Source organism: Halorussus aquaticus, from assembly GCF_024218795.1.
GTDB classification, from domain to species: domain Archaea; phylum Halobacteriota; class Halobacteria; order Halobacteriales; family Haladaptataceae; genus Halorussus; species Halorussus aquaticus.
In genome coordinates, this window is sequence record NZ_CP100400.1 from 3,076,324 (window position 1) to 3,089,530 (window position 13,207).

Here is a 13,207-nt window from a genome sequence, read left to right on the forward strand (position 1 = left end):
CACCGTATGAGTGGACACGGTGAGCAACCACTGGAGGACGACGGGGACGAGCAGGCAGCCGAGACCATCATGCAACTCGACTTGGGCCAGAGCGTCTACGACGACGACGGCAACGAAATCGGGCAGATTCGGGGCTTCGAGCGCGGCGGGTTCTTCGTCACCACGCGAGAGGGCGTCGAGAGTCTGAGCGTCGAACACTCCCGCGCGGGTCACGAGTACGGAGAGGGCGAACTGATGTGGCGGTGTACCGAGTGCGGCGAGATGGGCGAGATAGACGACGGGATTCCGGACGAGTGTCCGAACTGCGGCGAACCGAAGGAAGCGCTGATGTACTGGACCGAGGACTAGGCGTTCGCTTCTCTTTCGGAATCAGAGGTTGCACGGCGAACATTTTTACTATCAGTTCGTTCCGCCTCGTGATAGACTCGGACAGCACCCCGACTAACGCAGTGATGAACGTATAGAAAGCCCCCGGCCGGTCGCGGTCGCTCCGCGAGATGTTCCCGTGCCTCTCCGCACTGCCCGGCGCGGGAATAGTTGCTCGCGGAGACGACCAAGCCGTTCGGACGCGACCGGACGGCCCCTTTCGCCCTCCCCACGGCGAACCGCCGCCGCCACGTCCTCCCCAACCGACTGCGGTCCTCACTGCGTTGTCTCCGAAAATCGGGGACTTTCGGGATGACGAGAGAGCTTTGCTCTCTCGAACCACGGTCCTCGTCCCTCGCACGGAGATGGTGCGGCGCGGAGGCCGCGCCAGCGCGCGCCGGTCTCGGACGAGTCTCAGCGCACGCCAAGACGGATGACTCACCTCCCGAGCCGCGAGCGAGACGAACCGATTTTCTACCCGCGACCCCGACGAGGAGACATGGACATCGTCGTGTTCGGCGCGGGAAGCCTCGGAAGCCTCGTCGGCGGCCTGCTCGCCCGCGAACACGCGGTCACGCTGGTCGGACGCGACCCCCACGTCGCGGCGGTGCGCGAGTCCGGTCTCCGCGTCGGGGGCCGGTTCGACTTCGCGGTCCGCCCCGACGCGACCACCGACGGGACGGGTCTCGCGGCCGACCTCGCGGTGGTGACCGTCAAGGCCTTCGACACCGAGGCGGCGGGCGAGACCCTCGCGACCGGCGCGTTCGACGCCGCGCTCTCGCTCCAGAACGGGATGGGAAACGAGGAGGTGCTCGCCGACTCGCTCGACTGCCCGGTCCTCGCCGGAACCGCGACCTACGGTGCCGTCCTCCGCGAACCGGGCGAAGTCGAGTGTACCGGCCGCGGCGAAGTCGTTCTCGGCCCGCGTGGGGGCGGCACCGCCGACGTGGCCGACGCGGCGGGTCGGGCGTTCGGGACCGCGGGCATCGAGACCACCGTCGCCGACGACATGCCCCGCCGCCTCTGGGAGAAGTTGGCGGTCAACGCGGGCATCAACGCCACGACCGCACTGGCCCGCGTGGAGAACGGCGCGCTCCTCGACGGCCCGGCCCGCGACGTCGCCGCGGACGCGGCCCGCGAGACGGCCCGCGTCGCACGCGACCAGGGCGTCGAACTGGGCGACGACGAGGCCGTCAACGCCGTCGAACGCGTCGCCGAGGCCACCGCCGCGAACACCTCGTCGATGTACCAAGACGTGCTGGCCGACAGGCGGACCGAAGTCGAGGCCATCAACGAATACGTCGTCGCCCGCGCGCGCGAGGCCGACCGAACAGTCCCGGTCAATCGGACGCTGACGAACCTGCTTCGGGCGTGGGAGAACGGAACCGTGGAGCACCCGCAGGAGTGAACGGGTCCGGTCCGCTGTTCCGATAGCTAACCGTACGAAACGCGGCCGTACGGACGACTACGCCCGTCACAACTCTCTCTAAGTTGTCCTTTCCCCGTCAGGTGTGGGTGGAGATTCCGACATACTGATTAATGCAGAAAGCAAGCGTAGCCCATGAACGACGCGCAGTTGCGAACCACTATTCTCGGGTTTCTCGGTACGTTCGCGATTCTGGGTCTGCTGTCGTACTTCGTCGGCATCGAGGGACTCGTCCGAGAACTCCGGCGGGCCGACGGCGAGATGGTCGCGCTCCTCGTGGTAGTCACGCTCGGCTGGCTAGCGGCGTGGGGGTTCGGCCTCCGGACGGTCCTCGACGTGTTGGGCGTCGACGTGTCGTTCCTCAAGTCGTTCTTCATCCTGAACGGGGCGATGTTCTCGAACAACATCACGCCGTTCGGACAGGCGGGCGGCGAACCCGTGACCGCGCTGCTCATCTCGAAGGTGGCGGACACGGAGTACGAGCGCGGACTGGCGGCCATCGCGAGCGTGGACTCGCTCAACTTCGTCCCGTCCATCGTCCTCGCGCTGGGCGGTGCCGGGTTCTACGCGACCCAGACCTCGTTCGGTCGCCGCCTCCGACTCGCCACGGCGGCCATCGTCGTCCTCTCGGTGGCCGTCCCCTTCGTCGGGTTCTTCGGCTGGCGGAACCGGCAGGCCCTGCAGCGCGCCATCGCGCGAGTGCTCGCGCCGATACTCCGATTCGTGTCGCGAGTCGCTCCCGTAGACGTGTCGCTCAAACGGGACGCCCTCGAATCTCGCGTCGGCGAGTTCTTCGACTCGATAGAGCGCGTGGCGACGAACCGGCGCGGACTGACGCTCGCGCTCACCGCCTCGACGGTGGGATGGGTGTGCCAGATGGTCGCGCTCTGGCTGGCGTTCCTGGCAATCGGCTCGCCGATTCCGTTCTCCGTACTCCTGTTCGTCGTCCCGGTGGGCGCTATCGCGGGGGTCACGCCGCTTCCCGGCGGCGCGGGCGGCATCGAAGCGGTACTCGTCGGTCTGCTGTCCAGTCTCCCCGGTGCCGCGGTCGGCTGGGAGACCGCCTTCGCCGCCGTGATAATCTTCCGCGGCGCTGTCTACTGGGTCCCCATCGCGATCGGCGGCACGGTCGTGAGCGTGGTCGGCATCGATTCGGTGTAGAAAGGAGACGGCTGTTCTGTCTTTTCGAGTCGAGTCGCGTTGGAGGAACGACTGCGTCAGTCGATGTATCCGAGGTCCTGCAGTCGGTCCTTGGCGTCGTCGCTCATGTCGTCCAGCACGTCCTCGTCCTCCACTTCCTTCCACTCGCCGCCGACGCTCTGCTCGAACTCCGAGAGCGCGCCTTCGAGTTCCTCTTCCTCGTCGCTGCCCTCGCCGTAGGCGTCGTCCGACTCCTCAGGGTCCTCGTCGAGGTGGTAGAACTCGTCGGCGATGCGCTCGTTGCGGATGTACTTGGCGTCGGGGCGGCGCGCGGCCCGCATCCGGGAGTAGAACCGGGAGTCGCGGTCCAACTCGATGCCAGCGTCGCTGGCCTTCTGCTCTAACTGCTTCAGTTCCACGACCGGCCGGTAGTACTCCACGAACGCGTAGTCTCCTTCCGCAAAGTCGCGGTAATCGGCGTCGAGGAGCGACCGCGTCCGGTCGAGCGGAACCGTCGAGCGCTCGGCCTCGACGCCGGTGTGGTCCAGCACGGTGTGGTAGAGGTCCACGAGTTCGACCTGCCGGTCCTCGCGCGTGCCGGGGTCCATCTCGGGGTGCTTGACCATCAGCGGGACGTTGACGAGGGGGTCGTAGATACAGAACTCGTGGCCGTAGAGGTCGTGTTCGCCGTGGAGTTCGCCGTGGTCGGCGCAGACGACGACCATCGTGTCCTCCCACTCGTCGTTCTCCCGCATCCACGAGAACAGGCGCTGGAGTTCGGCGTCGATGTGTCGAATCTCGGCGTCGTAGAGTCTCTCGATGGCCTCCCACTCGTCGTCGGAGATGTCGCGAGCACCGCAGTTGTACTCCTTGGAGTTCTGGCAGACCTCGTCGGAATCGACGCCGGGGGCGAACTCCTGCTTGTACTCCTCGGGCGGGTGGTACGGCAGGTGGGCGTCCATCAGGTTGATGAACGCGAAGTAGTCGTCGTCGGCGTCGTCGATGAACTCCATCGTCCGGTCGATGACCTGCGGCGTCTTCGAGTCGGCACCCTCCCCGGAGGCGGTGTACTCGTGAATCTTGTTGCCGACGCTGACGAGGTAGTCGGCTACCTTCCGCAGGGCGTCGTTGTCGTTCATCGCCTTCCAGGCCTTCGCCAGCGGTCCCGACAGGAAGTCGCCGGGCATCACCTCGAAGAAGTTGTCCTGACTGTCGAAGCCGTCGGTGAGGTGCGTGTAGGGCGTGATCCACGCGTTCGAGGAGTAGCAGGCCGTCTCGTAGCCCGCGCCCGAGAGCGTCTCGGCGAGCGTCGTCGCACCTTCGAGGTACGGATTCTCTTGGCTCGCGCCGTGTTCGCTCGGGTACATTCCCGTGAACAGCGAGGCGTGGACCGGGAGGGTCCACGGAGCGGGGGCGACCGCCTGCTCAAAGACGGCCGCCTCGTCGGCGAACCGCTCCAGGCCCGGCGTCGTCGGTCGGTCGTAGCCATAGACTGAGAGATGGCTCTTGCGAACCGTGTCCATGACCACGAATACGACGTTCCCCGCAGCGTCGTCGTTGGTCATACCAGTACCGTCCAACTCCCTGCGGGATAAATATCCTGATGTTAGCCGCGTTCTACGCGAAGAATCGGGACGTTTCCGTGCGACAACCCGGACTTAGAACGGAGCCTGCGGACCTTCGTCGCTGTCCTCGCCGTCGTCGGTCGTCTCGCCGGGGAACGACGGACTCATGCCGCCACTGCCGCCCATGCCGCCACCGCCGTCCATGCCGGTGTCGGCGTGGACCTGCTCGATTTCGGGAATCTCCTTCACCATACGGCTCTTGATGGCCTGAATCGTCATCGGCGAGATGCCACAGCCACTGCACGCGCCGCCCAGTTGGATGTGTACCTCTCCGGTCTCGCGGTCGATGTTCTGGATGGCCGCGCTGCCGCCGTGCATCTGAATCTGGGGGAAGTTGCGCCGCAGGAAGTTGCTGACGCGCTCCTCGAGGTCGTCCCCGTCGTCCTGAGTCTCGGTGCTCATACGACGGAATTGGTTTCGGGAAGTCTTAGGCCTTTGGTTCAACACTCCGAGACCATCGTCGTTCGACTGGCGCTCTACGTTCGAGTCTTCCGGAATGCAGTTAGAGACCCCTTCGCCCGGATATTTCAACAGAAAGACAGGGAGAAAGTATTTCGCCCTCGCCTCTGTAGGCTCGGTCGATGTCTCCTAAATGGTCCCGCCGTTCGTTTCTCTCTGCTGGTTGCCTCGGAACACTGTCGCTCGTTGCGGGGTGTTCCACGTTTTCACGCGGTAACCAGACCGTGGGTGAGGTGAACGTTACGGTCACGAACGACTCGGAACAGAAGAAACTAGCGAGAGTCACGGTCGAACGAGTGGACGACGACGAAGAGGTGTGGGGTCAGTCCGTTACTCTTCCGCCTCGTTCCTCGGACGAACTGTCCTCTCGGGCGGAAACTACCCACGCGCTCGAAATTTCGAACGCGGACCGGGAGTACCGTATCCACGTCTGGACCGGCAAGGACGAGTTCGAACACGGGCGAGACGCGGAACTGATAACGTCGTTCGGTTGTACCGGGAATCGACCGAATCGTCTGCGAGTTACGCTCCGGAACGACGACGTGGAAACGAGCGTTCAGAACTGCGGATAGTCGGACTCCGCCGGTAGTTCGTCGTCGTCAGTTTCTTTCCTCGACCCGACCCGGAAACGGATACCTAGATGGCTGTTCGACCAGTCGCGTTCGACTGTCCGAGTACCCGATTAGGTGACCACCATATTGTCGGGTGAAACGACGAGGCGTTCGTCGTCCTCGGTCTCCTCGGACGTCCACGTTTTCCCGTCCACGTCACTCGGAGACGTGATGTCGATACCCTTCGGGAGACCGACCGAGACCTCGGGATACGAGAACGAATCGTACGTGTGAACGTACTTTCCGAATATCTGTCTCTTCTCCGAGTCGACGTTCTCGGCGTCGTACCGTGCTTCGATGGAGGCCCAGTGCCGGTCGCCACCGTCACCCTTCGAATCGTTGAAGTCGAAGACCATTCCCTCGTCACCGTCGTTCTTGCTGGAGTGGAACGAGACGTGTTTGTCGATGTAGTCGTACTCCGAACCCTGTACGTACCACTCGTTGTCTCGCCAGAAGAATCCGACGAGGTCCTTCGGCGGCTCGCCCCAGTCGTCGGCGTCTTGTCGGGACCAATCCCACGATATCGTCGCGGTGTATTTGGTGTCCGTACTGGAGTAGGCCGTCAGAGTGAGACCAGTGTTCAAGTCCGCCTTGTCCAAGTACTGCGTTCCGACTTCCCCTTCGGAGGTTGACGGACGGGGGACCGTGTACGTGTTCTGGACGGTGGAGACGAAAAGCCCCTTCTTCTTCATGTACTGATTGAACTTCTCGTGACTTCCGGTCTTTTCGAGGATCCGGTACGCTCGCTCGTAGATCTCCTCGTCGCCCGGTTTTGCACTGCCCAACATCGGAGCGGTAGAGAGACCGACGGCTGCAGCACCGAGGGATTTTATCGCACTTCTACGACTTCTATTTACGCTATTTTCTTCTTCAACCATAACTCCGATTTGTGAACTAGATAGTGGGGTAATAACTGTATCTTAGGAAAAGAAACATATTTGTTTAAAAAGTAATATGGATTGGTATCTTCTCTTCGTATCTGAATATTAGCTAGGAACAGTATTCATTGAACGAATTTCGGATTCAGCGCCGCGTCGAACCTGTTGCGGTCGCCTCTAATCGAGAGACACTCGCGTCGGCCCCACGAAGAGGAACCGTGACGGGATAGTCTGAAACCGCTCCTCCCGAGCGAGGGAGTCACGTGGTAATCGCCGAGGAGAGTTACGCTTTGACTGAAACGCTCTAGACACAGTTCACCGTCTTCCCGTGCCCGTAGGTCTCAGTCCTCGCACGGGGGAGAACCAACCCGTTGCCGCGATGGCTTTGAACTCGGCTACACTCGTTGGGACTTTCACTGCGTATCCGTCGAAGTCGAGACTCGCGGCGATATTGGATATAGCTATATGTGATTTATATCGGTCAATTCCGTCTCAGTTTTCTCGCGTGGCACTCACAGTAACTGCCGGAGGAACGTCGGAACGCCGCCAGAAAACCACCGTATCCGCACTACCGAGTCTGAACTACGCTTCGCTCTCGGTCTCGAAACCGAACACGCGACGAAGTTCCGTCTCGATCTCTTCGACGTAGATGTCGAGCATCTCCTCGAGTTTCTCGTCGTCCACTACGATGGCCTGCACGCGCTCGGTCGGGTTCTCCGGGAGTTCGACGCGAAACTCGCCGTCACCCTCGTAGAAGGGTTCGGACTCGTTGAGAATCTGTTGGTCGATGGCGTGGATGAGTTCGGAGTCGTACTGCTCGTTGAGTCGGTTGAACGCGTTCTTGTACGCCTTCTGTAGTTCGTTGAAGTAGTGGACGTACTTGTCCTCGAACTTCTCGGGGTCGAAGTCGCTCATGTGCCGGAATTGGACGAGCGCGGGTAAAAGTCGGGCGATGCCGCGTGACGACGGTTCGGGAGCGCAGTGACCTGTGGGAGGGCCGCGCGTGCGCGAGGACTTACTACATCTCCAGTCTGGCTTCCTCTTCTCCAGTACTGGCCTCCTCTATCTGATGCTGAGAGCATTGCGGTACGAAACTACTGGTCTCCGGACAGTTCGCCGAGTGAGCGTCGCCGTTCCGGGAGCTATCTGACGCCTCGTCTCCTGACTCGGTAAATCGGGCGAATCAGCGATACCGCGTCCATAAATCAAATACTGCGATACGAATTTCTCTGCAATCGCTCGACGGTCGCTGTCAGCGGAACGTCGACGGAGTCGCCGAGTTAGCGGATGGGACGCACGATTCGTCACGGTGAACTCGCAGAACGGCAACGCTACCGACCGTAGCTGCTCGAAAACACGCCGTATTTCGCTTCGACTCGCTGTCGGCTATCCCAACTGCTCGCCCACGAGTTCGTCGGCGCGCTCGACGAACTCCTCCTCGGTGCCCTTCGGTACCGTCGCGCCCGCGGCGACGTTGTGGCCGCCGCCGTCGCCGCCCACGGCCTGCGACGCCTCGCGCATCACCACCGAGAGGTCGAGACCGCGACGGGTGAGCGCGGGGGTCCCGCGCGACGAGACCTTCACCTCCGTCACCTCGCCGTCATCGCTGTCGTCGGTCTTCTCGGCGAAGGCGACGATGGGAGTCCCGCGCTCGATGCCGTCCGACCCGACCGCCATCCCGGCGACGATGCCGACGATGGTCTCGCGAATCTCGTCTCCGGCGTGGAACCACTGGAGGTTCTCCTCGCGAGTGACGCCCTCGCGTTCGACGAACCGGAGGCCCTCCGAGAGGTTCCGCCGGTGGTTGGCGAGCAGTTTCTGTGCGCAGTCCAGCGCCCCGTCACGATTACCGAGACAGACCGCCAGCCCCACGTCGGCGCGTTCGTAGCGCGCCGTCGCGTTCAGGAGCGTGGAGAACTCGCTCACGTCCCGGAGTTCGGTGCCCTCGGGTTCGGCGGTGAGGACGTAGCTCGTCCCGACCAGTCCCTCGATTCGGTCGGAACTGACGCCCCTCGACACCGCGCGCTGGAGGAGCGCGTTCGAGACCGTACTGCGCTCGTCTTCGTTCAGGTCCACCCAGCACCGCCACTCGCCGTCCCCGTCTCTCAGGTCCACGTCGAGACCGTCGAGAAACCGGAGCGCGCCGCTCTCGTCGTTCGTGATACCAGGAATGTACGCGTCACTGGCGTATTCGAGCAGTTTCGGCAGCGGCCGGGTCTGCTTGCCGTACAGCGTCAGGTCGGTCGCCGTCTCCACGACGCCCGCCTCGACGCCTTCCGAGACGATGGACTGGTTCGCCCCGACGAGTTCGCCGTCGGTCGTCTGCATGTCGCCGACTGCGCCGACTACCGCGAGCGCCGCCAGGTCGCGGTTGTCGGTTCCGTCCGGTTCCAACGCACGTGCGAGCACGTACGCCGCGCCCGCGCCGGAGAGTTCCGAGGAGCCGTCGATGTCGAACAACAGCGGATTCAGGTGGAACTCGGTGTCCGCGTCCGCGGGTTGGTGGTGGTCGGCGACGACCGGAGTGAACTCGCCCGCCCGTTCGTGGTCGGCGATGAGGTCCAACTGGCCGCTCCCGAAGTCGGTGAACAGCACCGTCTCGTAGTCGGTCGCCGCGATGGACGCGATTTCGTCGGCGTCCAACTGCTTGCTGAACACGGTCTCGAATGGGATGCCCGCGCGTTCGAGCGCCCGCGACGCTATCGCCGCGCTCGTCAGTCCGTCGGCGTCGATGTGGGACGCGAGCAACACCTCGTCGGCGTCCCGCAAGCGGTCGGCGCACGCGGCGGCGCGCTCTTCGAGGGCGGGAACTGGACCAGCGGAAGCCATTCGGAGCAAGGTAAGTCGTTACTACTTATAAAGTTCTGCGTCTCCCGCTCCGGAGTCTTTCCGTCCGTCTCAGTCCTTCTCTCGTTGCTCTCGAACGTCCAGATACTCCCGCGGTACCTCGTCGGCCGTGTACGTCTCCGCGCCGCGCTTCGAGACCCGGTGGCCGTCCGCGACCATCCCGGACGCGTCGATTTCGAGGACGACCGGACTCGGGGCGTGCCGACGTCCCACCTCGCGGGCCTCCGCGGGCGTCGCCGAAAGGTGAACCTCCTGCCGGTTCATGGACTGTAACCCCTCCGCGAGAATAGAGTCCAGATTGTCCGGGTCGGTGCCGTGGTAGAGTCGGTCGGGAATCCGGCTCTCGGGGTCGCTCTCGCTCGCTTCCAGCGTCACGTCTACCGAGTGACCGTACGCCGCGCGAATCCGACCCCCTTCGCGCTCGAATCGGCCCTTGGGGTCGGTGGCGACCACCGCGGCGAGGAGTTGCGGGTCGGCCCAGTCGTACTTCCGCGCCACCGCGTCGGCCAGTCGCTCGTAGTCGGCCCACCCGCGGTCGTCCAGTTCGAGACCGGCGTCGTCGGGGAAGTGCCGGAGCGCGCCGCTGACGAACTTCGAGAGGCGGCGTCTGCGCTCGCCCGAGAGAACTCGCTCGGCGTCCGCGCCGCACTCCGGACAGTTCGGGTCGCCACCGACGGATGCGGTCACGAAACCGTGGTCCGGGCAGCGGAGTATCGGGTCCGTCACGCTCGTCGGGGCGTTCGGGTTCGCGTCGGAAAATTCGCTCGGCGGGGTCGGACCAGAACCGCGTTCCGTCCGCGAGTTCGCCCGAGAACGAGCAGATAGCTACCGGCGTCGCGCGGTCACTCGTGATACGTCGGCGCGGCCGTCTCCACGACTTCGCAGGCCAACGTCTCGAAGTCCGCGACCTCGGGCACCACGTCCACCTCGACGCCCTCGGACTCGGCCGTCTCGCAGGTCGGGTCGCCGATAGCGCCGACCACGGCGTCGTTCAGGCCCGCGATTGCCGCCTCCCGCACGCCGCGCTCCTCGGCCGCCTCCAAGAAGTGGCCCACCGTCAGCGACGAGGTGAAGACGGCGGCGTCGAGGTCCCCCGCCGCCGCGAGGGCGGCCGACTCGCCGGACCCCTCGGGACGCACCAATTGATATAGCGTAGTTTCGTTTACGTCGGCTCCCGCGTCGGCGAGACCGTCCGTCAGCACGTCGCTCCCGTGGTCGCTCCGGGCGACTTCGACGCGTTCGCCCTCGACCTCGCTCGCGAGTGCTTCGACCAGTCCGGCCGAGGAGAACTCTTTCGGCACGATGTCAACGTCGTATCCCGCGTCGCGGAGCGCCTCGGCCGTGCTCTCGCCGATTGCGCAGACCGTCGCGCCGTCGGGGTCCCACCCGGCCTCCGCGGCCAACTCCACGCCGGTCTTGCTCGTCAGGACGACGTACGCGCCGTCTCGAGGCGTCTCGCCCGTGGGCCGGACTTCCAGCATGGGGTCGGCGACGGTCTCGGCACCGAGCGAGTCCAGCAGTGCCTCGGCCTCGGCGAGTCGTTCGTCGTCGGGCCGGAAGACGGCGACTCGCACGTCTCTACTCATCTCACTCGTCCTCCTGATGGACGGACTCACCCCGCTTGCTCTCCCGGTCCTCGTCGTCGGCCTTCGCGGCTTCGATGAGGTCGTCGGCACCCTGCTCGGCGAGGTCGGCCGCGAACTCCTTGGCGGCCGAGACGTGGTTCTCGACCGGCACGTCCCGACTGGCCTCGATGACTTCGGTGCCGTCCTGCGAGAACACCTGCACGTCGACGTGGACGTTCTCGCCCTGAATCAGGCCGTGGACGCCGATGGGCGCGACGCAGCCGCCGCCCAACTCGGCGAGGATGGTGCGCTCGACGGTGGTCTCGACCCGCGTTCTGGGGTGGTCGAGGACGGTGTTCACGTCGCCCGCGAGTTCGCTGTCGAGCGCCGTCAGCGCGAGCGCGCCCTGTCCGGGCGCGGGGACGAACTGACTGCTGGGAAGTTCGACGTAGTCGAGGTGGTGGGCCAGACCGCTTCGTTCGAGTCCGGCCTGCGCGAGGACGATGGCATCGTACTCGGTCTCGACTTCCCGCTCTAACGCCCGGCGCTCGACCTCGGCGAGGTCGTTGAACCACTCCTCGACGGTCCGGTCGAACTTCCCCTCGTACTCCTTCTTGTGGCCCTTCTGGGCCATCGCCTTGTCCGACTGCTTCTCCTTCTCGGCCTGCGTCCGCTCCTCGTGTTCCCGCTGGAGGGCGGGCGCGAGCAGTTTCTCGGCGCGGGTGTCCACGTTCCCCCGGAGGGGTTCGACGTTCAGGTCGTCGCGGTAGTTCAGCAACTGGGCCTTCCGCCGGAGGCTGGAGGTGCCGACCGTCGCGCCCTCTGGGAGTTCGTCCAGTTCCTTCCCGTCCGGGGTTATCAGCACGTCGTTGGCGCTGGCGCGCTCGGGGATGGCCGCGACCACCAGTTTCTCGGGGCTGTCGGTCGGCATGTCCTTCATCGAGTGAATCGCGCCGTCGAGTTCCCCCGACAGCACCTTCTCGTCCAGACTTCGCACGAACGCCCCGGTCTTCCCGAGGCGGTGGATGAGTTCGTCTCGAATCTCGTCGCCCGTCGTCTCGACCTCCACCAGTTCCACGTCGAATCGCCGGTCCTCCAGCGCGGCCTTCACCTCGGCGGCCTGCCGGAGCGCGAGGTCCGACCCCCGCGTGGCGAGGCGTATCTCGGTCCCGTGTTTGCTCATGTGTGAGCGTCCGCGCCGGAGGTTGAAACCCTGTTCGTTCTCCTCGCGGACGCGGTTTCGGCCCCGCCCGAATCGTCGGCCCCCAATCAGGTTTCGCCTCGCTCCGGTCGTCCGTGCGGACGCGCCGAGGTGCGAGCGACCCGACGACTTCCACTCGGACGCCAATCCGGCGGCCGCGGAAGTCGCCTCGGCAGTCGAGCGACTCGGAGTCACTGCGAGAGTCCGACGGAGAAGGCGGGTTCGGAACCGACGAGAACGAGTCGGCGGGCCTCTACCGGGCGCTGTACGACTACTTCGACGCCGAGGCGAGGACCGACCTCCGGGAGTGAGTCACCACGGCACGTCGGGAACGCCGACGTGTTCGCGGCGCTTCGAGAGGTAGTAGGCCGCGAAGGGGACGCTGACGACGAACCCCGCGATGACACCGTACGTCGGCGGCAGTCCGAGGAACAGCGACGGGACGCCGACCAGAACCAGCACGACGAGGCCGACTCCGGCGGTCAACGCCATCCGCATCGGTTCGGGTGCCCACTTGCCGCTGGTCCGGTTCACGTAGTCGGCGTCCCGATACACCGCCAGCGGGAAGTAGGCCGTCAGGAACACGAACGGTACGCCGAGCACGATTAAGGAGAGTTCGACCGTGTTGCCGCCGAATCCGAACGCCTCCCACGAGGAGGCCAGCGCCAACCACCCGAGGGTCGCCAACCAGAGGAGGAACGTCGCCGGGATGGCGGCCACCCAGTACCAGTGGTGGGACCGGCGGCGTCTCGTTCGCTCGCTGTTGGCCCGTTCACTGCTCATGGTCCGAATTGGGGGCGCGGTCCCTAAACGCGTGTCGCATGCGGTCTCGCGACGACGCCCCGAGCGCCGCAATCACCCTTATTGAACTGGAGCGCCCACTTCGAGGGGATGGCGCGAATCACCTACGACGACCCCGACGGGGTCCAGACGGTCGAGGTGGGCGCCGAGAAGATATCCGACTCCGGGAAGGTCCACGGCGTCCGCGTGCAACTCGACGACGGGAGCTATCTCCACCTTCCGTACGCGCGACTCTACGCCGTCGAGATGAGCGAGGAAGAGGGGAAAGTCGATTACTCGGAACCGTAG

Annotated in this window: 15 protein-coding genes; 6 read left to right on the forward strand and 9 right to left on the reverse strand. The window is 64.7% G+C overall.

Translation table 11 applies throughout. The features are described 5' to 3' along the window. The first annotated feature begins 6 nt into the window (after positions 1 to 6). The 3 genes from NGM06_RS15805 (at position 7) to NGM06_RS15815 (ending at position 2,953) form a co-directional block, all read left to right on the forward strand. Positions 7 to 348, forward strand: a complete 342-nt coding sequence (locus NGM06_RS15805; RefSeq protein ID WP_368410449.1) for a DUF7130 family rubredoxin-like protein — start codon at positions 7 to 9, stop codon at positions 346 to 348. A gap of 517 nt (positions 349 to 865) precedes the next feature. Next, positions 866 to 1,774: a ketopantoate reductase family protein gene (locus tag NGM06_RS15810; RefSeq protein WP_254267884.1), complete on the forward strand. Its 909-nt coding sequence runs from the start codon at positions 866 to 868 to the stop codon at positions 1,772 to 1,774. Between the two features lie 153 nt (positions 1,775 to 1,927). After that, positions 1,928 to 2,953 (forward strand): lysylphosphatidylglycerol synthase transmembrane domain-containing protein, encoded by a 1,026-nt coding sequence (locus NGM06_RS15815; protein WP_254267885.1) that lies wholly within the window; start codon positions 1,928 to 1,930, stop codon positions 2,951 to 2,953. A 56-nt stretch (positions 2,954 to 3,009) separates the two neighbouring features. Here the strand turns inward: NGM06_RS15815 and NGM06_RS15820 are convergent, their stop codons facing one another. Together NGM06_RS15820 and NGM06_RS15825 are read right to left on the reverse strand one after the other, a co-directional pair. Beyond that, positions 3,010 to 4,497 (reverse strand): sulfatase, encoded by a 1,488-nt coding sequence (locus tag NGM06_RS15820; protein WP_254267886.1) that lies wholly within the window; start codon positions 4,495 to 4,497, stop codon positions 3,010 to 3,012. A gap of 93 nt (positions 4,498 to 4,590) precedes the next feature. Further along, positions 4,591 to 4,959 (reverse strand): NifU family protein, encoded by a 369-nt coding sequence (locus NGM06_RS15825; RefSeq protein WP_254267887.1) that lies wholly within the window; start codon positions 4,957 to 4,959, stop codon positions 4,591 to 4,593. A 290-nt stretch (positions 4,960 to 5,249) separates the two neighbouring features. On the opposite strand from NGM06_RS15825, the gene NGM06_RS15830 reads away from it, so the two are divergent. Beyond that, the gene (locus NGM06_RS15830) at positions 5,250 to 5,588 is read left to right on the forward strand and encodes a hypothetical protein (RefSeq protein WP_254267888.1); all 339 of its coding nucleotides are present in this window, start codon (positions 5,250 to 5,252) and stop codon (positions 5,586 to 5,588) included. A gap of 110 nt (positions 5,589 to 5,698) precedes the next feature. Here the strand turns inward: NGM06_RS15830 and NGM06_RS15835 are convergent, their stop codons facing one another. From NGM06_RS15835 to hemC, 6 genes are all read right to left on the reverse strand, one after another. After that, positions 5,699 to 6,415 carry a hypothetical protein gene (locus tag NGM06_RS15835; RefSeq protein ID WP_254267889.1) on the reverse strand — a complete coding sequence of 239 codons (717 nt, stop codon included), beginning with the start codon at positions 6,413 to 6,415 and terminating at the stop codon, positions 5,699 to 5,701. A gap of 672 nt (positions 6,416 to 7,087) precedes the next feature. After that, positions 7,088 to 7,420: a DUF5783 family protein gene (locus NGM06_RS15840; protein ID WP_254267890.1), complete on the reverse strand. Its 333-nt coding sequence runs from the start codon at positions 7,418 to 7,420 to the stop codon at positions 7,088 to 7,090. A gap of 471 nt (positions 7,421 to 7,891) precedes the next feature. Next, the gene (recJ, locus tag NGM06_RS15845; protein ID WP_254267891.1) at positions 7,892 to 9,334 is read right to left on the reverse strand and encodes a RecJ family nuclease; all 1,443 of its coding nucleotides are present in this window, start codon (positions 9,332 to 9,334) and stop codon (positions 7,892 to 7,894) included. A 69-nt stretch (positions 9,335 to 9,403) separates the two neighbouring features. Next, a complete protein-coding gene (locus NGM06_RS15850; protein ID WP_379793565.1) occupies positions 9,404 to 10,078 on the reverse strand; it encodes an RNA 2'-phosphotransferase in 675 nt (224 codons plus the stop codon). Between the two features lie 116 nt (positions 10,079 to 10,194). Further along, positions 10,195 to 10,938 carry a uroporphyrinogen-III synthase gene (locus NGM06_RS15855; protein ID WP_254267893.1) on the reverse strand — a complete coding sequence of 248 codons (744 nt, stop codon included), beginning with the start codon at positions 10,936 to 10,938 and terminating at the stop codon, positions 10,195 to 10,197. 1 nt (position 10,939) lies between these two features. Then, a complete protein-coding gene (gene hemC / locus NGM06_RS15860) occupies positions 10,940 to 12,100 on the reverse strand; it encodes a hydroxymethylbilane synthase (protein ID WP_254267894.1) in 1,161 nt (386 codons plus the stop codon). Positions 12,101 to 12,213: 113 nt separating this feature from the next. On the opposite strand from hemC, the gene NGM06_RS15865 reads away from it, so the two are divergent. Beyond that, the gene (locus NGM06_RS15865) at positions 12,214 to 12,429 is read left to right on the forward strand and encodes a hypothetical protein (protein ID WP_254267895.1); all 216 of its coding nucleotides are present in this window, start codon (positions 12,214 to 12,216) and stop codon (positions 12,427 to 12,429) included. A gap of 1 nt (position 12,430) precedes the next feature. Here the strand turns inward: NGM06_RS15865 and NGM06_RS15870 are convergent, their stop codons facing one another. After that, positions 12,431 to 12,901 carry a hypothetical protein gene (locus tag NGM06_RS15870; protein WP_254267896.1) on the reverse strand — a complete coding sequence of 157 codons (471 nt, stop codon included), beginning with the start codon at positions 12,899 to 12,901 and terminating at the stop codon, positions 12,431 to 12,433. A gap of 108 nt (positions 12,902 to 13,009) precedes the next feature. Between NGM06_RS15870 and NGM06_RS15875 the strand changes: the two genes are divergently transcribed. After that, entirely contained in the window at positions 13,010 to 13,207 is a 198-nt protein-coding gene (locus tag NGM06_RS15875) for a hypothetical protein (RefSeq protein WP_254267897.1), read from the forward strand.